Source organism: Hahella sp. HNIBRBA332, from assembly GCF_030719035.1.
Classification (GTDB): Bacteria; Pseudomonadota; Gammaproteobacteria; order Pseudomonadales; family Oleiphilaceae; genus Hahella.
In genome coordinates, this window is sequence record NZ_CP132203.1 from 6,860,406 (window position 1) to 6,880,000 (window position 19,595).

Here is a 19,595-nt window from a genome sequence, read left to right on the forward strand (position 1 = left end):
AGAGATTTAACTATGAAAGCAAATAAGGGATTCACTCTGATCGAGCTTATGATAGTTATTGCTGTCATTGGAATAATTGCAGCCTTTGCATACCCAGCGTATCAGGACTCGATTGAAAAAAGTCGTAGGAGAGACGCGCAAGCGGCTCTCCAAGGATTTGCTCAGGCAATGGAGCGGCATTACACAGACTCTGCGTCTTATGCCGGTGCAGCAGGAACGAGTGGCGCTCCTAAGGATACTGGTGCCCCATGGATATTTCCGAGTAAGTCGCCAATTGATGGATCGCAGTCTTTTTATAATTTAAAAGTTGTTTCTGCAACTGCTACTGGTTATGTACTAGCGGCCGAGCCTGTTAATGGGCAGGCTGGCGATGGAATATTGGTCCTGAAATCAACTGGCGCTCGAGGCTGGGATCGAAATAATAGTGCAGGCGGCGTTGTTGGTGGCCTAGGCGCGTCTCCTAACGAAGTCGAGGCGGGGGAGTGGTGTTGGGAGAACTCTTGCTAAATTGATTTAATTGTTAGGTTGGATATGTCCGCATATAAGGCGGACATATCCCTGGGGGCTACTAAGAACACAACGGAGTTTTGTTCTCGGGCAGCTCAATTATCCCGTCATTGTTTGCATCTCTTGCAACGAGAGGTCTACCGCCACGATTAATTATAATTGCTCGGATATATTCTTTATTCTCTGTACACAGCGTGAATGTGCCATTCTGGCGATAAGTGGTCCCGTCTGGCTGATACCTTAGGTAGTATTGTCCGCCCCAGCCCTTCCAAACTAATTGATAATTTATGTTTCTTTCTTGAACTCGATATATGGTTTCATTTGCATCGATTTTCTTATTCCAGTTTGTATCAGAAAATACATATAGAGTATTGTCCCAGTTACTGGTGCATGTGATTCCATCGGGGGTGGGACATAAAGTAATTGCTTTTCCGCCAGTAACAGCTTGAATGCGAGTAAAGTTAATTATATTCAGCAGCCCATTAGTGGCGGAGCTTGCCTTTATCTTTTGTATGAAATGAGCTAGTTGGGGATAGCCAAAGCCGACAGTGATCGTTAGGACGGCGAGAACAGCCAAAAGCTCAATGAGGGTAAATCCCTTGCGGTGCATAATTCAGTTCCTTCTGTTTGGTTAAACCGATTCCAATCGGAAGGCGTATTATGCAGATTTTTGAGTCTTTGGCTAGTGTTTGATCAAAGGGGCTGAGTTTTGCTTGGTTTGTTATAGCGTGGAGGGATGGATTACTCCATCCCTAGTTTCTTCAGGCGATAGCGCAGGGCGCGAAAACTGATTCCCAGCTTTTTGGCTGCCGCTGTTTTATTCCACCGAGTTTCTTCAAGTGCTTTCTCAATAGCTTGCTTTTCAATGTTCTCAAGAAAGTGTTCAAGGTTGACCTTGTTCTCGTCGAACTCAGGAACATCTAGTTCCATTGCGTCTGCTGCTGAGCCTTCTGTATCTGTCTTAGGCAGGTGGATGTCCTCTTCGTTTATGACGTCGTCTTCGCATAGGGTAAAGGCGCGCTCCATAATATTTTCGAGTTCACGAACGTTGCCAGGGAAATAATAAGATTCCAGTTTCTGCATGGCGGCTTTGCTAATTGAAGCGTTGGGGATCTCACACTCGTCCGCCAGTTGTTTAAGAAAATGATTAGCAAGAAGCGGAATGTCTTCTTTTCGTTGGCGTAAGCTTGGGACTCTCAGTTCAATGACATTAATTCGGTAGAAAAGGTCTTGACGAAACCGTCCCTCATCTACTTCATTGTGCAAATCTTTATGGGTGGCGGACAGTATGCGAACGTCGATGGGGATCTCTTTTTGTTCGCCGACTGGACGAACCGCTTTTTCCTGAATCGCGCGCAGAAGTTTCACCTGCATCGTTAGGGGTAAATCAGCGACTTCGTCGAGAAACAAGGTTCCGCCGTTTGCCGCCTGAAATAGTCCCACTTTATTTTCAACTGCGCCGGTAAATGCCCCTTTTTTGTGGCCGAAAAATTCACTTTCCATTAGCTCGCCGGGAATAGCGCCACAGTTGACTGGCACGAAAGGTCCTTCGCATCGCGGCCCTTGTTCATGAATCGACTTGGCGACCATTTCCTTACCGCTGCCTGACTCGCCGCTGATATAAATCGGCGCCTGACTGCGCGCGAGTTTTCTAATTTGCCCGCGTAGTTTGTCCATGGTGGATGACTCGCCGAGCAATTGGGTTACTTGAGGGGATGCTTTGGGCGCGTCATTTTTCGACAGCTTCAGTGCACTGTTAACCAGCTCGCGCAGACGGGCAAGATCTACAGGTTTAGAGACAAAATCAAAGGCGCCAGCCTTAAGTGCGGAAATGGCCGTATCAATGCTACCGTAAGCTGTAATGACTGCTACTGGTGTATTAGAGGACTGCTTCTGGATGTGGGCGACAAGGTCGATACCATTGCCGTCCGGCATGTTCATATCAGTCAGTACAAGGCTGAAGCTTTCTTCACTTAGCAACTGCTTGGCTTGTGTAATATTTTCAGCCGCCCGTGTTTCTATCTGCATGCGGCTTAAAGTGATTTCCAGTAACGCGCGAATATCGGGTTCGTCGTCAACGATGAGTACTTTCTTTATCATAACTGATTGTTCTATATAGCTCTTTTCGGATGGGGAAAGGTGATGCGGAAGCAGCCGCCCCCTTCCTGTCTTGTGAGATAGTCTAATTGCGCTTGATTAGCTTCACATAGCTCTTTGGATAAGTATAAACCCAAGCCTGTCCCTTTGGGGTCAGTTGTGAAAAAAGGCTCAAATAGATGATTTAGTTGCTCCTCATTGATGCCCGGGCCAATATCTATTACGTCAATAAAAGCTTGCCCTGTCTCTTCAATTTCGCCCACGACCAATTTAACCCAGGAGTGTGTGCTTTCCTGTTTGCTGTAGCGCAACCCGTTGCCCACGAGATTATTGAGGATCTGATTTAAGTGATTGGGGTCGAAGCGGCCATGTATGTCGCCCTTTAAGGGGAGTATTTCAATTTCTGCGTCGCGCGTGCCGGCAGCTGTGTAGTCACACACAAAGTCCGTTAGCCAGGGAATCAGAGTTAGCATCTGTGGTGAGCTGATTTTTCTGCGTGACAGGCTCAGTACATTCTCGATGATGCCGTTCATACGGGTGGCGTGTCGTAAAATAATCTCCGCCATTTGTTTGTCGGGAGGTGTTAACTCCTGTGACTCCAATAGCAACTGTGCGGCGTGGCTGGCTGCCCCCAGCGGATTTCTAATTTCATGAGCGATGCCCGCAGTTAGTCTGCCTAATGACGCTAATTTGAGTTGCTGAGCCTGTTGCGCGATTTTGCCTGTATCTTCGAGAAAGATCAGAATGTCCTGGCCTTCTTCCTTCTGCAAAATGGCGAAATTGGCTTGTATAGGCGCTCTGTTTGCCGAACCTCGAAAAGGAGTGGTTTTCTTGCTTGAATCTTCCTGCCATTCCTGTAATCGGAGCAGTAAATCCTCTGGTAATGAGGTTAACTCATGCGTTTCATCAACGCTGAGTAAACTTTGGGCGGCCTGATTGGCCATTCTCACAGCGCCTTTTTCGTCTGCGACAATAATGCCGGTTAACATTCTTTGTATGATCTGATGATTGAGACGCTCAAGTTCAAGGATGTTTTGCGCGCGTTTACGGGCGAGGTTCTCACTAGTGGCGATACGTATCGACAGGTTTTTAACGAGCAGTGCGGTGGCGAAGTATACTACACCTAGAATGCCGGCGCGGAATACGTTATCCACGTCACTATATTGCGCCGCCATTCGGAATATTTCCTGAGAAACAACCCCCAAGCTGGCTATGGCCGCCAGTAATGTGCCTAACTGGCCTCGCAAAATTATATTGCCGGCGGCCACGCTGATGACCACCATATTTCCCAAGCCGCTTGAAACGCCTGTCCCGAATAAAAGCATTGCAGAGATCAAGAGAAGCTCTAAAACAACCGACACCATGGCGTGACGTATTTCGGGACGGAAACCTGCTAGTAGTAAAAAACCCGTAAATACGTGAATCGCCAGATAGCAGATGACAGAGACTTCAAAGTAAAACGGCGACAGGTATTGGTTAACACTGGATGAGCTTTGCAGGTATAAGGCGCTCACCAGAATGATGCCCACCGTCACTCTATAGTGGTTATAAACCCGGAATAGCCGGTTGGTGGTTTGTTCTACATCGGTGCTTAAATCAGACATGCGCGAAGCCTGCAACAAAACTATCCTTGAAGATGTGAGCGGTACATTTAATTCGATGTTGACGGAGAAGTGTCCGGCATTGGAATTATTTCGGTATAGTGCTCAGAATTTTAATGAAAACAGTATAATGCAAACTTTCCTAATGTTTGTGTGACAGATGGTAACCAGAATGACGCAGCTTAAAGTCGCTTTCGCACAGATCGACTGTTTGGTCGGGGATATACCCGGCAACGTAGATAAAGTCATAGAGGCCGCGGAGACGGCTAAGACAAAATATAACGCCGACTTGGTAATTTTCCCTGAGTTAACTTTGACCGGCTACCCGCCTGAAGATCTATTGCTGAGGGCTAGCTTGCAGGTCAGAGTCGAGAAAGCCCTGGAGCGGATCTTGAGTTCTGTGAAGGACATTGCGCTGGTCGTCGGTTTTCCTTGGAGAGAGCAGGGCAAGTTGTTCAATTGCGCAGCCTTTATTGATGGTGGCGAGATAAAGGCGAAGTATCGTAAGAAATGTTTGCCGAACTATCAGGTGTTTGATGAGAAGCGCTACTTTGAGCCGGGCTCTGAAACGGTGGTTTTGCCATGGCGAGGTTTCAATCTGGGCATTTCTATCTGTGAGGATGTGTGGGAAGAAGGGCCAATCGCTGCGACAGCCGCCGCAGGCGCTGATTTTATCGTCAATATAAATGCTTCTCCCTACGATATAGCCAAGCACCAACAACGGCGCACGCTTGTTCAGTCTCGCGCAGTGACTAATAGTGTCCCTATCCTGTATGTGAATATGATTGGCGGACAGGATGAGCTGATTTTTGATGGCGGTTCATTCGCGGTTAATCGTCATGGACGAGTTTGTTTTAGTGCGCCTCAATTTGAGGAAGGGATTTATCTGCTTGAGTTGAATGATGTCATTCATGGCGAAAGCCAGGAGGCTGCCGATCAGTCGCCCACTATGACGGTGGAGGAGAGTATCTATAAAGCGCTAGTGACTGGAGTCAGGGATTATGTGAATAAAAACAGGTTCAAATCGGTAGTCATCGGTTTGTCTGGCGGCATTGACTCTGCCGTTACCTTAGCTGTTGCTGTCGATGCGATTGGCGCTGATAGAGTGAGAGCGGTGATGATGCCTTTCCGCTATACCTCCCAAATGAGTCTGGAGGACGCGGAAGCGGAAGCAAAGGCGCTGGGCGTTCAGTATGATGTGGTTCCAATTGAGCCTATCTATGATCAGTTTATGGGAGCGTTAAATCCCTTGTTTGCTGGTTTGGATCGCGACACGACGGAAGAGAACATTCAGGCGCGCATACGTGGCGTTATTCTGATGGGGATTTCGAATAAAACTGGCGCACTAGTGTTGACCACTGGTAATAAAAGCGAAATGGCTGTTGGCTATGCGACTCTGTATGGCGATATGGCTGGCGGCTATGACGTTCTGAAGGATGTCTTTAAGACCATGGTGTTTCGCCTGGCTTGGTATCGTAATACGTTATCGGCAGTTATCCCTGAAAGGGTGATAACGCGTCCTCCGTCGGCTGAGCTGGCTCCGGATCAGAAGGATGAGGACAGCTTGCCTCCCTATGAGATCCTGGATGAAATACTGTCCTTGTATGTTGAGCACGACATTAGTGCTGACGGTATTGTTGCGAAAGGCTTTGATAAGGAGACGGTTTACCGAGTGGTGCGTTTGGTGGACATCAACGAATACAAGCGGCGCCAGGCTCCTGTGGGAGCAAGAATCACCATGCGAGGGTTCGGGCGGGATCGCCGTTACCCGATAACTTCCGGCTGGAAGCTGGGGGAGTGAGTCCGTTCTCTTAGGGGCTAGTCCTAAAATAGGTGTTAACTCTATTCAGGACGGGGCACGAACATAAAAAAGGCCGCAGATGCGGCCTTTTCTACATATGATCCGGGGCTAATCGCCAAGGCCGAAGTCAAAATCAAAGACACTGCTGATATTGCGGTCTTCTTCTTTGAATTCAGAGCCACTGAAGCGCATGTTGGCGTCGAAAGATTTATAGTCTGGGTAGCTCGCGGCGAGCAAGACTAAAGCGTCATCGGCATGACGCTGCATACCCAGGTATCTGTAAAGCTCGACCATTAAAGATAACGCTTCAGGCACGACGGGCGTTTCAGGATAATTTTCGACGACGTATTGGGCGCGAGCTACTGCGGCCACGTAGGCCTGGCGACGAATATAATAGCGTGCGACATGCATTTCATATTGGGCCAGACGCTCTTTTATCGCCAGCATGCGCTTTTCTGCGTCAGCCGCATAGGGGCTGTCTGGAAAGTTAGTGACCAGGGTCGAGAAATCTCTGAAGGCCTCTTTCGCACGTCCTGGGTCACGGGAATTAACATCGATAGGGAGAAATCTTGGACCTAAACCCAAATCTGCATAATAGGCGGCCAGCCCTTTTATGTAGTAGGCATAATCTACATGAGGGCTTTCAGGGTGAAGGCGGATAAATCGCTCTGCCGCTGACTCTGCTCGCTCTGGATTCAGCGAGTTATAGTGGGCGTATATCAGATCCAGCTGCGCCTGCTCCGCATAGCGTCCGAATGGATGGTAAGTCTCCAGATCCTCCAAGTGACGCGCTGCTTCCAAAAAGTTGCCTGAGTCCAAAGCGGATTTTGCCTTGTCGTAGTATTCCTTTTCACTCAACACTTGTGGCGGGGCGGAGGCGCATGCTGTCAGCAGAAGAAAGGCCAGCATGGCAAAAAGGGCGCGAATAGGATGCATATTTGAATTAAACTTCACTAATTTCATGGAATAGAGCAGTCTTGCGCAGCAAGGCTTTCGTGAATATTGGCGCGCCATTATTCCACAACCATAGTTTTGACAACACCCCACAGCCGACGGATTTAATTTATGAGTCATCGCATACAGCAGTCATTGATTGTTCCCGCTGAGCTTGGCGAGCAGCGGTTGGATATGGCTGCAAGCGAGCTAATGCCTGAATATTCAAGGTCCAGGATACAAAGCTGGATTAAGCAGGGAGCCCTGCGCGTCAATGGAAAGCAGGTTAAACCTAAAGAAAAGGTAATTGAAGGCGACCAGATTGAACTGGATGTCGAGCTGGAGGCGCAGGGTGACTGGGAGGCGCAGCCCATTGCACTGGATGTTGTTTTCGAAGATGAACACCTTTTGGTGATTAATAAGCAAGCGGACTTTGTTGTTCATCCCGCTGCAGGACATAGTGACGGAACGGTCGTTAATGCCGTTTTACATCACTGTCCTGCTTTGGCGGAACTTCCCCGCGCTGGCATTGTGCATCGGCTGGACAAAGACACGACCGGTTTGATGGTCATTGCGAAAACGCTTGTTGCGCACAGTTCTCTTGTTGAGCAGTTGCAGGCAAGAGAAATGGGGAGGGAGTATGAGGCTGTCGTATACGGCGAGTTAACTGGCGGAGGAATGGTTGACGCCGCGATTGGCAGGCATCCGCAGAGTCGCCAGAAGATGGCGGTGACCCGTGGAGGAAAAGATGCGGTGACCCACTACAGGCTGATACGACGCTGGCGAGGCTTTACACATTTGAGGTTGAAGCTGGAAACAGGGCGAACGCACCAAATTCGCGTGCATATGGCGCACATTAACCACTCTATATTAGGCGATCCGCTATACGGGAGCCGCCCGCGCCTTCCGAAAGGGCTGTCGGCGGATACTATTGAGCGCCTGCAATCTTTTGGCAGACAGGCGCTGCATGCGAAAGCCCTTGAGCTATCGCACCCGACAACTGGCGAATTGCTGAGCTGGGAAGTGGACTTGCCCGAAGATATGAAAAACTTGCTAAACCGCTTGGATATGGAAGAAGAGGAGGCTTCATAGATGGGTGCCGGCAGACTGCAGTTGATTCAACCTGACTGGCCTGTTCCCACGAATATCCGAGCGCTGGTGACGACGCGAGCAGGCGGAGTCAGTCAGCGGGAATTCGCCAGCATGAATCTTGGCGGCCACGTTGGAGACGATGCTGTTGCTGTTGAAACTAACAGACGTTTTCTTGCTCAGGAGGTGGGCCTGCCTGTTGATCGCTTCCATTGGTTAGAACAGGTGCATGGCGTCGATGTGGTCGTGTTGAAGGGGGTAAGACCTGTCCAGTCACATACCGGTGATGCAGCGTTTACTACTCAGTTGCAGCAGGCATGTTGCATCCTGACCGCAGACTGTCTTCCTGTTCTATTCGCAGCAGCAGATGGTTCTGCAGTGGCCGCAGCTCATGCGGGGTGGCGTGGACTGGCCGCCGGTGTATTGGAAAACACTGCAAAATACTTTAGCGAACAGACAGAATTGCTGGTTTGGCTTGGACCTGCGATTAGTCAGACTGCCTTCGAAGTTGGTCAGGATGTAATGGACGCTTTTGTCGCACAAGAGCCTGAGTCTGCTACTTGCTTCATCCCTTCATCGTCTAACGCCGGTAAATGGTGTGCGGACTTATATGCTCTGGCTCGGCTTAGGCTGCACAGACTTGGAGTTACACGAATCTTTGGCGGCGACTATTGCACCTACACGGATTCAGGCAGGTTTTTCTCCTATCGCAGAGATGGCGTAACAGGACGAATGGCGTCAGTTATTTGGCTTGCCTCATCTCCTTAGAGATTAGGGCTTGAGATAGATCAATATCCAGCACACTTTTCTTCTCTTCTTGGTGCGCAGCCTTGAAGCTTTCAGAGCGTGGCCCCACATTTTCGGTAATTGAAACTGCGTCTTAGTGTGCGCGGGTAACATCGGAATTTTGGGGTAATGCAGATGCGATTTGATAAATTCACCAGTCGTCTCCAGATGGCGATATCAGAAGCCCAGTCGCTTGCCTTGGGTAAAGATCACAACTTCATAGAGCCTGTACACCTGTTCCAATCACTGTTGAGCCAGTCAGGAGGCTCCACGGCGCCGCTGCTACAGCAAGCCGGTGTTGACGTGGCTCGCTTTAAAGCCATGCTGACTCAGGAACTGGATAAGCTCCCGCAGGTTCAGGGCTCTGACGCGGATGTTCACCTATCCAATGATTTGGGACGGCTGTTAAATCTGGCGGACAAGCTTGCGCAGAAACGCAGCGATCAGTTTATTTCCAGTGAGTTGGTGCTTCTAGCGGCGATAGACGACCGGGGAGTCGTAGGAAAGCTGCTAAAAGAGTGCGGCGCTGATAAACAAAGATTGGAGAGGGCGATAGAGACTATGCGTGGCGGTGAAAAAGTGCAAGATCAAGGTGCGGAAGAGAGCCGCCAGGCGCTCGATCGTTTTACTATCGACCTTACCGCCCGTGCGACGGAAGGCAAATTGGACCCTGTTATTGGCAGGGACGATGAAATCCGTAGAACGATTCAGGTATTGCAGCGCCGCCGCAAAAATAACCCTGTTCTAATTGGTGAGCCAGGTGTAGGTAAGACCGCGATTGTTGAAGGGCTTGCGCAACGTATTGTGAACGGTGAAGTCCCTGAGGGGCTGAAAAATAAGCGCGTACTGGCTCTGGATATGGGGGCTCTGATAGCAGGGGCCAAATTCCGCGGCGAATTCGAAGAACGTCTGAAAGGCGTGCTTAACGAGCTGGCGAAGCAAGAAGGGCAGATCATCTTATTTATCGATGAGCTCCATACTATGGTTGGCGCAGGCAAAGCGGAAGGCGCGATGGATGCGGGCAATATGTTAAAGCCTGCATTGGCTCGTGGAGAGTTGCATTGCGTTGGCGCTACGACATTGGATGAATATCGGGAGTACATTGAAAAGGATGCAGCGTTGGAGCGTCGCTTCCAGAAAGTGCTGGTGGACGAGCCGAATGTTGAGGATACCATCGCGATATTGCGTGGATTGAAGGAGCGCTATGAAGTTCACCATGGCGTTGAAATCACTGACAGCGCCATCATCGCAGCGGCGAAATTATCCCATCGCTACATTACGGATCGGCAGCTACCGGATAAAGCTATAGATTTAGTTGATGAAGCCGCCAGCCAGATTCGGATGGAGATTGATTCCAAACCTGAGCCGTTGGATCGGCTGGAGCGCCGGTTGATCCAACTAAAGATGCAGCGAGAAGCACTTAAGAAAGAGAAAGATGCGGCATCCAAAAAAAGCGTGGAAGAGCTGAATACGCAAATAGAGGAGATGGAAAAGGAGTTTGCGGACCTTGAAGAGGTCTGGAGTTCTGAAAAAGCGGCGTTGCAAGGCACGCAACAAATTAAAAGTCAGTTGGAGCAGGCTCGGGTGGATCTGGAAAATGCCCGCAGACAAGGAGACCTGACCCGCATGTCTGAACTGCAATATGGACGCATTCCAGAGCTGGAGAAGCAGCTGGATATGGCGAGCCAAGCGGAAATGCTGGAAATGCGTTTGCTGCGCAATAAGGTTTCTGAAGAGGAAATTGCCGAGATAGTCTCCAAATGGACCGGTATTCCTGTCGCCAAAATGCTCGAAGGCGAACGTGAGAAACTGCTGCGCATGGAAGAAGCATTGCATCAGCGCGTTATAGGACAAGATGAGGCTGTCGTCGCGGTCGCCAATGCGGTGCGTCGCTCCAGGGCGGGTCTGAGTGATCCTAACCGCCCGAACGGCTCATTCCTGTTCTTGGGGCCGACAGGGGTCGGTAAAACAGAACTATGTAAGTCTCTGGCAAGCTTCTTGTTTGACACGGAAGAGGCGATGGTGCGCATCGATATGTCAGAGTTTATGGAGAAACATTCTGTCGCTAGATTAATTGGGGCTCCTCCTGGTTATGTAGGCTATGAAGAGGGGGGGTACTTGACAGAAGCCGTCAGGCGCAAGCCCTATTCTGTCTTGCTTTTGGATGAAGTAGAAAAGGCGCATCCGGATGTATTCAATATTCTGTTGCAAGTGCTTGAAGATGGTCGCCTGACGGATGGACAAGGGCGAACTGTAGATTTTCGCAATACTGTCATTGTCATGACATCCAACTTGGGATCAGATCTGATTCAGGCGATGGGTGGGCAAGATGAAAACTACAATGAAATTAAAGATGCTGTGCTGGAAGTGGTTGGTAGACATTTTCGTCCAGAGTTCATCAATCGAATCGACGAAGTAGTTGTTTTCCATCCGCTGACCGCTGAACAGATTCGCGGTATCGCGCTGATACAGCTGGAAATCTTGAATCGTCGCTTACAAGAGCAGGACCTTAAAGTTGAACTGAGCGCCGAAGCAATGGCGACGCTGGCGGAAGTCGGCTTTGATCCCATATACGGGGCGCGTCCACTGAAACGGGCGATACAGCAACGGGTAGAGAACCCGTTAGCTCAATCCATACTCAATGGTGAGTTTCAGCGGGGGGATGTGATTGAAGCGGAAGTGAAGGACGGTAAGCTGATATTTAGTAGGAAGTAGTTTGATACATAGCGAGGGGAGGGCTTACTGGAGACTGTAATTTAATTTGTGTATCTGCCTATCACTAGTACCCTATAGCGGGGTTAAGGATAGGTAGACAATGAACCAGAAAGAATTAGAAGCATTTGCCCGTGAGGCAGCCAAATCTCTGAAAACAGAAAAGGATCTCAACGAGTTCCGTCAGATGCTCACCAAGGCGACCGTGGAAGCCGCGCTCAATGCAGAGCTGGATGTGCATCTGGGATACGAGAAACATCAATCTTCAAATTCAGACAATAGCCGTAACGGCTATTCCAGCAAGACCCTCCGTACCGAGGACGGTCAGTTTGAAGTTAATACTCCCAGAGATCGTCAGGGCAGCTTTGAGCCTCTACTGGTCAAGAAGCAGCAGACCCGCTTCACCACCATGGACGACAAGATTCTCAGCCTCTACGCCAAAGGCATGAGCACCCGAGAGATCGTGGCCACCTTTAAGGAAATGTATGGCGCGGATGTCTCTCCCACCTTAATCTCCAAAGTCACGGATGCCGTGATTGAGCAGGTGGTGGAATGGCAGTCTCGTCCTCTGGATGCGGTTTATCCCATCGTGTACCTGGACTGCATTGTGGTGAAGATCCGCCAGGACAAGCAGGTGATCAACAAAGCGATCTATCTGGCCCTGGGGGGCAACCTGGAAGGCCACAAAGAATTGCTAGGGATGTGGCTCTCGGAAACCGAAGGGGCGAAGTTCTGGCTGAATGTGCTGACCGAGTTGCAGAACCGGGGCGTGAAGGACATTCTGATCGCCTGTGTGGACGGCCTGAAGGGTTTCCCCGAAGCGATCAATACCGTGTATCCCCAAACCCAGATACAGCTCTGTATCGTGCACATGGTGCGCAATGCGGTGAAGTATGTGCCGTGGAAAGACTATAAGCCGGTCACAACAGATCTGAAGCGGATCTACCAATCGGCCACCGAGGAGGAAGCCCTCTCAGAGCTGGACAGGTTTGCCGAACGATGGGATGAGAAATATCCCCAGATCAGCCGATCCTGGCGGCTTCACTGGGAGAACCTCAACACTCTGTTCCGCTACCCGGAAGACATTCGCAGGGCCATCTACACGACCAATGCCATTGAGTCCCTTAACAGCGTCATTAGGAAAGTGATCAAGAAACGGAAGCTGTTCCCCACGGATGATTCCGCGAGAAAGGTGGTGTATCTGGCGATCATGGATGCGTCGAAGAAATGGACGATGCCGATCAGGAATTGGAAGTCAGCGCTGAACCGATTTATGATCGAGTTCGAAGATCGCTTAACGGAGTATCTTTAATAACCAGGCAGATACACAGAATTATTTACAGGGTCGCTTACTGCCCTCCGCACTCACTATCAACTCGAGCTTGAGTTTCTTTGCGTTGTTGTAAAATTTCTTCAGGTGTCATGTAGCGTTCGGTACCATCTTCCTGCTTTTGACGAATCCGAGCAGTGTTCATTAAAGTCTGTAGATTGGATTTTAATGCATCGCAGATTTCTTTTTGCTTTGCTTCAGCTGTAGAGTTTTCTTGTGCTTGTTGGGCTCTGATTTTTTCCAGCTCTTGTTGCTCATTTAACTGCTGGGTTTGCTCTTGCAAGTCAAGCGCCTCTTTTGTTTGAGAGCCGGTTTGTACATTGATTTCAGTGCTGGACTTAAAGTCAGGCTTTTTGTCCGAATAGTGGATAACGCCATTCTCATCAGTCCATTTATACACGCCGCTTGCAAAGGACAGAGAGCTGATACTTAAAAGAAAAATAGAAAAGATGGCTGTACGCATAAAATGAAGGATCTCCAAGCCACTGAAATTCATAAACAACAGAGAGTACATAATACCGGAAAGATAGATGAAAGCGCAGCGTTGGTAAAGCCGCGGAAGCCGTGAAATGCGCATTTTCTATTGACAGAGACGGACGGGATGTCAAAATTGTCGATTGCTCGAACATCGACGTAACTTTTACGGCAAAACCAACAAAGCTACGAACGATCATGACCACACGATATCTGCAGACCACAGACTCCTAACACCAGGAGCAGTCTTTGAGTAAATGCCCAACAGGCATGTGTGAGCAAGTCAAGAGATAACCTCTCGCGATAAACAGCTAGTGTGGCGGCGTCCACCATATGTATCCTTTTGGGTCTATATTTGAGTGGAAGTTATTAGCAACCAGCCCTAATTCGCGCTGACGCATTCTGCGCGTATTAAGAGAGGAAGACGTGACGGCAGAAATGTTATCTGGCGCCGATATGATCGTGCGCTTTCTGCAAGACGAGGGTATCGAGTACATATACGGATATCCCGGCGGCGCGGTGCTTCATATATATGATGCGCTGTTTCGCCAAAATAAAGTAAAGCATATCCTGGTGAGACATGAGCAAGCAGCCGCCCACATGGCGGATGGCTATGCTCGGGCGACAGGTAAACCTGGCGTTGTTCTGGTGACTTCAGGTCCTGGCGCGACCAATACTGTGACGGGCATAGCAACCGCCTACATGGATTCAATTCCGATGGTGGTGTTGTGCGGCCAAGTTCCTTCCACACTGATTGGCGAAGATGCTTTTCAGGAGACTGACATGATGGGCGTTTCACGTCCTGTCGTGAAGCATAACCTGAGCGTCAGAGATCCCAGTGAAATCCCTGTGGTATTGAAAAAAGCCTTCTATCTGGCCTCTACGGGTCGTCCCGGGCCGGTCGTAGTTGATATTCCTAAGGATATGACTACGCCTAACGAGAGGTTTGAGTACGTATACCCCAAAAAGGTGAAAATGCGCTCATATAGTCCGCCAACCCGCGGACATGCAGGGCAGATAAGAAAGGCTGTAGATATGATGATGGCTGCCAAACGCCCCATCATATATGCAGGCGGCGGCATTGTTCTGGGGCATGCCTCTAAAGAGTTGGTTGACCTGTCGCATCAGCTGAATTTTCCCGTTACCACAACCTTGATGGGCATTGGCGGCTTTCCCGCGGATGACAAGCATAGTCTTGGCTGGTTGGGCATGCACGGTAGCTATGAATCTAACATGGCTATGCATCATAGCGATTTGATTGTGGCCGTCGGTGCGCGATTTGATGATCGCGTCACCAATGCGACGGAAAAGTTTTGTCCAGGCGCCAAAATTATCCATGTGGATATTGATCCCGCTTCAATCTCAAAAACCGTTCAGGTTGATGTGCCTATCGTAGGACCTGCCGCTTCCGTATTGCGCGATATGATTGCGTTTGTGAAAGAGGACAACTCACGTCCAGATAAAGAAGCGCTGTCGGCATGGTGGAAGCAGATTGATGAATGGCGCGCTTACCATGGTGGACGCTATCGAACCGACGACAGTGAGATGCTCAAGCCGCAGCAGGTGATTGAAATGCTGTGCAAGATCACGGAAGGCAACGCTTATGTCGCCACTGACGTTGGCCAGCATCAGATGTTTACGGCACAGTATTACCGCTTCAACAAACCCAATCGCTGGATTAATTCTGGCGGTTTGGGAACCATGGGGTTTGGTTTGCCTGCGGCGATGGGCGTCAAGCTGAGCTTTCCTGAAGAAGAGGTCGTGTGCGTGACTGGAGAGGGCAGTATTCAAATGAATATTCAAGAACTCTCAACCTGCAAGCAGTTCAATCTTCCGATAAAGATCATCAATCTGAACAATCGCTCCTTGGGAATGGTTCGTCAGTGGCAGGACATGAATTATGAGGCGCGCCACTCGCAGTCTTATATGGAATCATTACCGGACTTTATGGCGCTGGCTGAAGCTTATGGGCACGTTGGGATTACCATTCGTAAGCCGGAGGAGCTAGAGGAAGGCTTAAGAAAAGCGTTTGCAATGAAAGACCGTCTGGTGTTTGTCGATATATATGTAGACCCTCATGAGCACGTTTACCCGATGCAGGTGGCGCGCGGCGCAATGAAAGATATGTGGCTAAGCAAAACGGAGAGGGTATAAACGGCATGCGTCGAATCATATCAATGCTACTGGAGAACGAGCCTGGTGCGTTGTCTCGAGTGGTAGGACTGTTTTCGCAACGGAATTACAACATTGAAACGCTGACGGTGGCGCCAACAGAGGATCCGACACTTTCCAGGTTGACTGTCACGACGATTGGTTCAGACCGGGTCATTGAGCAGATTACCAAGCAACTGAACAAGTTGGTGGAAGTCGTGAAGGTGGTCGATCTGACTGAAGGCGCACATATTGAACGTGAGCTGATGTTGATCAAGCTGAAAGCCAGTGGCGCATTAAGGGCCGAAATAAAGAGAACGGCTGATATTTTCCGGGGGCAGATTGTTGACGTGACCAGTACGGTCTATACCGTTCAATTAACCGGAGATAGCGATAAATTAGATGCTTTTATCCAGGCGATTGGAAAAAGCAGTGTGTTAGAAGTCGTGCGCAGCGGGGTTTCCGGCATTGCGCGCGGTGAAAAAACATTATCAGTTTAACGAGTAAGGGCGCGAGCGCGCACAGAAATAGGTGAATAAAATGCACGTTTATTACGATAAAGATTGTGACCTTTCCATCATCCAGGGCAAGAAAGTTGCAATTATTGGCTACGGCTCTCAAGGGCATGCGCATGCTAACAACCTGAAGGATTCCGGTGTTGATGTGTGCGTTGGTTTACGTAAGGGCTCCGGCTCCTGGGCCAAGGCTGAAAACGCGGGACTTGCAGTTAAGGAAGTGGCGGAAGCTGTCGCTGGCGCAGATGTCGTAATGATACTAACCCCTGATGAGTTTCAGGCGAAGCTTTACAAGTCTGAAATCGAGCCGAATCTTAAAAATGGCGCAACGCTGGCGTTCGCTCACGGTTTCAGCATTCATTACAACCAAATCGTGCCGCGCGCAGATCTAGACGTCATTATGATCGCTCCCAAGGCTCCAGGGCATACTGTTCGCTCTGAGTTTGTAAAAGGTGGCGGCATTCCCGATCTGATCGCTATTTTCCAAGATGCTTCAGGTTCAGCGAAAGACTTGGCGCTTTCCTATGCTAGCGGTGTAGGCGGAGGTCGTACCGGTATCATCGAAACTACCTTTAAAGATGAAACCGAAACGGACCTGTTTGGTGAGCAAGCAGTGTTGTGCGGTGGCGCAGTAGAGCTGGTTAAGGCTGGATTCGAAACCCTGGTGGAAGCTGGTTATGCTCCGGAGATGGCGTACTTTGAGTGTCTGCATGAGTTGAAGCTTATTGTCGATCTGATGTACGAAGGCGGCATCGCCAACATGAACTACTCCATTTCCAACAACGCGGAATATGGTGAGTATGTCACTGGTCCTGAAGTTATCAATGATCAATCCAGGGCCGCCATGCGCAATGCCCTGAAGCGTATTCAGGATGGTGAATACGCCAAGATGTTCATTGCTGAAGGCGCTCATAACTATCCATCAATGACAGCTTATCGTCGCAATAACGCAGCTCATCCGATCGAGCAAGTGGGCGAAAAACTGCGTAGCATGATGCCTTGGATTGCATCTAATAAAATCGTAGATAAGTCCAAAAACTAATCGGCGATAATGCTACAGACCTGAAAACGCGGCGCAAGCCGCGTTTTTTTTGGGGCTGGTTGTCTAATCCTGCTCTCATGTATAGTTGTGTGCTCTATTGGAAATTATTGAGTGATATATGACCTCTTCAAACTCTAAAAAAGAAGTCGAGCTTGCTGACATCAAGGCTGACGCTCCCCGCAAAGATGAAACGGTTGCTGGAGCTGAAGTCGTTGAAGAAGAAGTTGTCGGTGGGGCCAAGGTGCGGCGGAGAGGGGTATACCTGTTACCCAACCTTTTTACTACAGGGTCTTTATTTTCAGGCTTTTACGCTATTGTCGCCGCGATGCATGGAAACTTTGAGAATGCCGCCATTGCGATATTCATTTGTATGATTCTAGATGGCTTGGATGGGCGAGTTGCGCGCTTGACCAATACGCAAAGCGCGTTTGGCGCTGAATATGACAGTTTGGCTGACATGGTGGCGTTTGGTGTGGCCCCAGCGTTAGTGGCCTTCACTTGGACATTATCTGACCTTGGAAAGATTGGTTGGGTTGCGGCTTTTATCTATGTGGCGGGCGCAGCGCTACGGTTGGCTAGGTTTAATACTCAAATAGGATCGGTAGATAAAAAGTATTTTGTTGGCCTCCCCAGCCCCTCTGCCGCGGCTGTCGTCGCGGGAACGGTGTGGACGTTGCACACATTGGAGCACTCCATTTGGCTATCATACGGTGCGGTGCTGATCGTCGCAGGCGCAGGCGTATTGATGGTCAGCAACATACTGTTCTACAGCTTTAAGGAGTTTGACCTCAAAGGTCGTGTGCCCTTTGTCGCTATACTGGTCGTTGTGTTGATCTATGCGGTCATTGCTACGGCTCCCGCGCAAGTGCTGCTGGGTGGCTTTTTGCTATACACAGTTTCTGGCCCATTTCAGGCATTGCAGCGCTGGAGAAAAAAGAAACGGCAGGCTAATTGAATCTTTTCTGATCCCTGCGGTCTAACTTGGGTGTGAATTAATGATTTAGTTGTTACACCTTGCCGGAAGGACCGCTTCAATGCTCATTAAAACCTCTACAGACATTCCTTCATCAGAGATCACGGACGAAAAAGTCTACCTGTCACGCCGTAGTTTTATGAGGGGGGTGGCGGTTGCAGCGGTATCAAGCTCTGCTGCTGGATCATTAATTGGTTGTACTAGTTCTGCGAGTGCGGCAGTTACCCCTTCAAGACAAGCATGGGAAAAGTTGGTGGCTCCCCAGTTTCAAAATATTAAAACTGGGCCTTTCAGTACCTCTGAAGAGCAAACTCCCTACGAAGATATTCTTCGCTACAACAACTTTTACGAGTTTGGCACTGATAAAACTGATCCGTCCAGATATGCGGAGCAGTTGGATATTCAGCCATGGTCTATCAAAGTAGATGGCGAATGCGGAAAGCCCGGAAGCTATCAACTTGAAGACCTTGTCAAAGAAAGTCAGCTGGAAGAGCGTGTGTATCGTCTGCGCTGTGTCGAGGCATGGTCGATGGTGATTCCTTGGGTAGGAATACCCATGGCGACTATTCTGAAAAAGTTTGAGCCTAATTCTAATGCGAAGTATGTCGCTTTTGAGACGGTGGTCAGACCAGAGCAAATGCCGGGGCAGCGCTCACTGTTCAGCAGCATTGAGTGGCCTTATAGAGAAGGGTTGAGAATTGACGAGGCAATGCATCCTCTTACCCTAGCTGCAGTTGGTCTTTACGGCAAAATCCTCCCTAATCAAAACGGCGCCCCGATACGCTTGGTGACGCCATGGAAATACGGCTTTAAAAGTATTAAGTCGATAGTTGGGATTAAGTTCATGGGGGATGAGCCGTATACAACGTGGAATGCTTTAGCTCCCAATGAATATGGCTTTTACGCCAACGTAAATCCCAGTGTCGATCATCCCCGCTGGAGTCAGAAGAGTGAGCGGCGTTTACCTGGAGGCCTCTTTGGTCCTAAACGCATAGATACCCTAATGTTCAATGGCTATGCGGATGAGGTTGCGAGTCTTTATACGGGCTTGGACCTAAGGAAGAATTACTAATATGGCTGCAGAAAAGTGGGGCATCGCTCGCTGGTGGGGGATATTTTTGTTATCACTAGGGCCGTTAGTGTTCCTGGTTTATCGGGTTGTATCCCGAGACTTGGGGCCTGATCCTGGTGAGGCGATAACGCGTTTCTCAGGCCTTTGGGCTTTGAACTTTCTGTTGATAACGCTTGCCGTCACTCCCGCAAATCAATGGCTAAAGCTACGCTGGCTGGTTCGCTACAGAAGAATGCTGGGGCTCTATTCCTGGTTTTATGCAACATTACATTTTATTTCTGGCTTCTTGCTGGTGCTGGACATTCAAAACTTCGTCCAAGAAATAACTAAACGTCCTTATATAACAGTAGGCTTTGTGGCTTTTGTGATTTTGGTGATGCTTGCTGCGACATCCCCTAAATTCATGGTCCGTAAATTGGGAAGAAACTGGAAGAAGTTACACAAGCTGGTTTATCTAAGTGGCGTTCTCGCGGTTGTACACTTTATTTGGCTGGCTAGAGCTGATTACACCG

The 19,595-nt window shown here is 49.3% G+C and carries 17 protein-coding genes (1 of these 17 only partly in view); 12 read left to right on the top strand and 5 right to left on the bottom strand.

The annotated features are described in order from the left end of the window. Positions 1–12: 12 nt before the first annotated feature. Complete coding sequence (locus O5O45_RS30515) at positions 13–507, top strand: type IV pilin protein (RefSeq protein ID WP_305903023.1); 495 nt, start codon at positions 13–15, stop codon at positions 505–507. A gap of 61 nt (positions 508–568) precedes the next feature. On the opposite strand, the gene O5O45_RS30520 is transcribed toward O5O45_RS30515, so the two are convergent. From O5O45_RS30520 to O5O45_RS30530, 3 genes are all read right to left on the bottom strand, one after another. Continuing rightward, positions 569–1,117 carry a GspH/FimT family pseudopilin gene (locus O5O45_RS30520; protein ID WP_305903024.1) on the bottom strand — a complete coding sequence of 183 codons (549 nt, stop codon included), beginning with the start codon at positions 1,115–1,117 and terminating at the stop codon, positions 569–571. Between the two features lie 131 nt (positions 1,118–1,248). Then, complete coding sequence (locus O5O45_RS30525; protein ID WP_305903025.1) at positions 1,249–2,607, bottom strand: sigma-54-dependent transcriptional regulator; 1,359 nt, start codon at positions 2,605–2,607, stop codon at positions 1,249–1,251. 11 nt (positions 2,608–2,618) lie between these two features. After that, positions 2,619–4,208, bottom strand: a complete 1,590-nt coding sequence (locus O5O45_RS30530; RefSeq protein ID WP_305903026.1) for a sensor histidine kinase — start codon at positions 4,206–4,208, stop codon at positions 2,619–2,621. Between the two features lie 169 nt (positions 4,209–4,377). Here O5O45_RS30530 and O5O45_RS30535 point away from each other — a divergent pair, with 169 nt between their 5' ends. After that, the gene (locus tag O5O45_RS30535) at positions 4,378–6,006 is read left to right on the top strand and encodes an NAD+ synthase (RefSeq protein WP_305903027.1); all 1,629 of its coding nucleotides are present in this window, start codon (positions 4,378–4,380) and stop codon (positions 6,004–6,006) included. Positions 6,007–6,114: 108 nt separating this feature from the next. Here O5O45_RS30535 and O5O45_RS30540 read toward each other — a convergent pair whose 3' ends face one another. Further along, positions 6,115–6,969 carry an outer membrane protein assembly factor BamD gene (locus O5O45_RS30540; protein ID WP_305903028.1) on the bottom strand — a complete coding sequence of 285 codons (855 nt, stop codon included), beginning with the start codon at positions 6,967–6,969 and terminating at the stop codon, positions 6,115–6,117. Positions 6,970–7,071: 102 nt separating this feature from the next. Here O5O45_RS30540 and rluD point away from each other — a divergent pair, with 102 nt between their 5' ends. From rluD to O5O45_RS30560, 4 genes are all read left to right on the top strand, one after another. Next, the gene (gene rluD, locus O5O45_RS30545) at positions 7,072–8,031 is read left to right on the top strand and encodes a 23S rRNA pseudouridine(1911/1915/1917) synthase RluD (RefSeq protein ID WP_305903029.1); all 960 of its coding nucleotides are present in this window, start codon (positions 7,072–7,074) and stop codon (positions 8,029–8,031) included. Beyond that, a complete protein-coding gene (gene pgeF / locus O5O45_RS30550) occupies positions 8,032–8,796 on the top strand; it encodes a peptidoglycan editing factor PgeF (RefSeq protein ID WP_305903030.1) in 765 nt (254 codons plus the stop codon). Between the two features lie 153 nt (positions 8,797–8,949). Continuing rightward, on the top strand, positions 8,950–11,529 hold the full coding sequence (gene clpB / locus O5O45_RS30555; protein ID WP_305903031.1) for an ATP-dependent chaperone ClpB: 2,580 nt from the start codon (positions 8,950–8,952) through the stop codon (positions 11,527–11,529). Between the two features lie 100 nt (positions 11,530–11,629). Beyond that, positions 11,630–12,838, top strand: a complete 1,209-nt coding sequence (locus tag O5O45_RS30560; RefSeq protein WP_305901731.1) for an IS256 family transposase — start codon at positions 11,630–11,632, stop codon at positions 12,836–12,838. Positions 12,839–12,875: 37 nt separating this feature from the next. Here the strand turns inward: O5O45_RS30560 and O5O45_RS30565 are convergent, their stop codons facing one another. Continuing rightward, entirely contained in the window at positions 12,876–13,319 is a 444-nt protein-coding gene (locus tag O5O45_RS30565; RefSeq protein ID WP_305903032.1) for a DUF4124 domain-containing protein, read from the bottom strand. Positions 13,320–13,768: 449 nt separating this feature from the next. Between O5O45_RS30565 and O5O45_RS30570 the strand changes: the two genes are divergently transcribed. The 6 genes from O5O45_RS30570 to O5O45_RS30595 form a co-directional block, all read left to right on the top strand. After that, positions 13,769–15,484, top strand: coding sequence for an acetolactate synthase 3 large subunit (locus O5O45_RS30570; RefSeq protein WP_305906261.1), 1,716 nt, complete (start codon positions 13,769–13,771; stop codon positions 15,482–15,484). A 5-nt stretch (positions 15,485–15,489) separates the two neighbouring features. Continuing rightward, on the top strand, positions 15,490–15,981 hold the full coding sequence (gene ilvN, locus O5O45_RS30575) for an acetolactate synthase small subunit (RefSeq protein WP_127974600.1): 492 nt from the start codon (positions 15,490–15,492) through the stop codon (positions 15,979–15,981). A 40-nt stretch (positions 15,982–16,021) separates the two neighbouring features. After that, positions 16,022–17,038 (top strand): ketol-acid reductoisomerase, encoded by a 1,017-nt coding sequence (gene ilvC, locus O5O45_RS30580; RefSeq protein ID WP_305903033.1) that lies wholly within the window; start codon positions 16,022–16,024, stop codon positions 17,036–17,038. A 118-nt stretch (positions 17,039–17,156) separates the two neighbouring features. Continuing rightward, positions 17,157–17,993: a CDP-diacylglycerol--serine O-phosphatidyltransferase gene (gene pssA / locus O5O45_RS30585; protein ID WP_305903034.1), complete on the top strand. Its 837-nt coding sequence runs from the start codon at positions 17,157–17,159 to the stop codon at positions 17,991–17,993. 79 nt (positions 17,994–18,072) lie between these two features. Further along, positions 18,073–19,083, top strand: a complete 1,011-nt coding sequence (gene msrP, locus O5O45_RS30590; RefSeq protein WP_305903035.1) for a protein-methionine-sulfoxide reductase catalytic subunit MsrP — start codon at positions 18,073–18,075, stop codon at positions 19,081–19,083. A gap of 1 nt (position 19,084) precedes the next feature. Next, a protein-coding gene (locus O5O45_RS30595) for a protein-methionine-sulfoxide reductase heme-binding subunit MsrQ (protein WP_305903036.1) crosses the window boundary here: on the top strand, positions 19,085–19,595 show its 5' portion. It continues 104 nt past the right edge of the window; the window shows 511 of its 615 coding nt (coding positions 1–511); it begins with the start codon at positions 19,085–19,087; the stop codon falls past the right edge of the window.

What these genes read in the sequence shown, in the direction of transcription:
- msrP (WP_305903035.1), top strand. Translation starts at nt 18,073, where the DNA reads ATGCTCATTAAAACCTCTACAGACATTCCTTCATCAGAGATCACGGAC.
- O5O45_RS30525 (WP_305903025.1), bottom strand. Translation starts at nt 2,607, where the DNA reads ATGATAAAGAAAGTACTCATCGTTGACGACGAACCCGATATTCGCGCG.
- O5O45_RS30570 (WP_305906261.1), top strand. Translation starts at nt 13,769, where the DNA reads ATGTTATCTGGCGCCGATATGATCGTGCGCTTTCTGCAAGACGAGGGT.
- O5O45_RS30540 (WP_305903028.1), bottom strand. Translation starts at nt 6,969, where the DNA reads ATGAAATTAGTGAAGTTTAATTCAAATATGCATCCTATTCGCGCCCTT.
- O5O45_RS30535 (WP_305903027.1), top strand. Translation starts at nt 4,378, where the DNA reads ATGACGCAGCTTAAAGTCGCTTTCGCACAGATCGACTGTTTGGTCGGG.
- rluD (WP_305903029.1), top strand. Translation starts at nt 7,072, where the DNA reads ATGAGTCATCGCATACAGCAGTCATTGATTGTTCCCGCTGAGCTTGGC.
- O5O45_RS30565 (WP_305903032.1), bottom strand. Translation starts at nt 13,319, where the DNA reads ATGCGTACAGCCATCTTTTCTATTTTTCTTTTAAGTATCAGCTCTCTG.
- pgeF (WP_305903030.1), top strand. Translation starts at nt 8,032, where the DNA reads ATGGGTGCCGGCAGACTGCAGTTGATTCAACCTGACTGGCCTGTTCCC.
- O5O45_RS30520 (WP_305903024.1), bottom strand. Translation starts at nt 1,117, where the DNA reads ATGCACCGCAAGGGATTTACCCTCATTGAGCTTTTGGCTGTTCTCGCC.
- clpB (WP_305903031.1), top strand. Translation starts at nt 8,950, where the DNA reads ATGCGATTTGATAAATTCACCAGTCGTCTCCAGATGGCGATATCAGAA.
- pssA (WP_305903034.1), top strand. Translation starts at nt 17,157, where the DNA reads ATGACCTCTTCAAACTCTAAAAAAGAAGTCGAGCTTGCTGACATCAAG.
- O5O45_RS30530 (WP_305903026.1), bottom strand. Translation starts at nt 4,208, where the DNA reads ATGTCTGATTTAAGCACCGATGTAGAACAAACCACCAACCGGCTATTC.
- O5O45_RS30560 (WP_305901731.1), top strand. Translation starts at nt 11,630, where the DNA reads ATGAACCAGAAAGAATTAGAAGCATTTGCCCGTGAGGCAGCCAAATCT.
- ilvN (WP_127974600.1), top strand. Translation starts at nt 15,490, where the DNA reads ATGCGTCGAATCATATCAATGCTACTGGAGAACGAGCCTGGTGCGTTG.
- ilvC (WP_305903033.1), top strand. Translation starts at nt 16,022, where the DNA reads ATGCACGTTTATTACGATAAAGATTGTGACCTTTCCATCATCCAGGGC.
- O5O45_RS30515 (WP_305903023.1), top strand. Translation starts at nt 13, where the DNA reads ATGAAAGCAAATAAGGGATTCACTCTGATCGAGCTTATGATAGTTATT.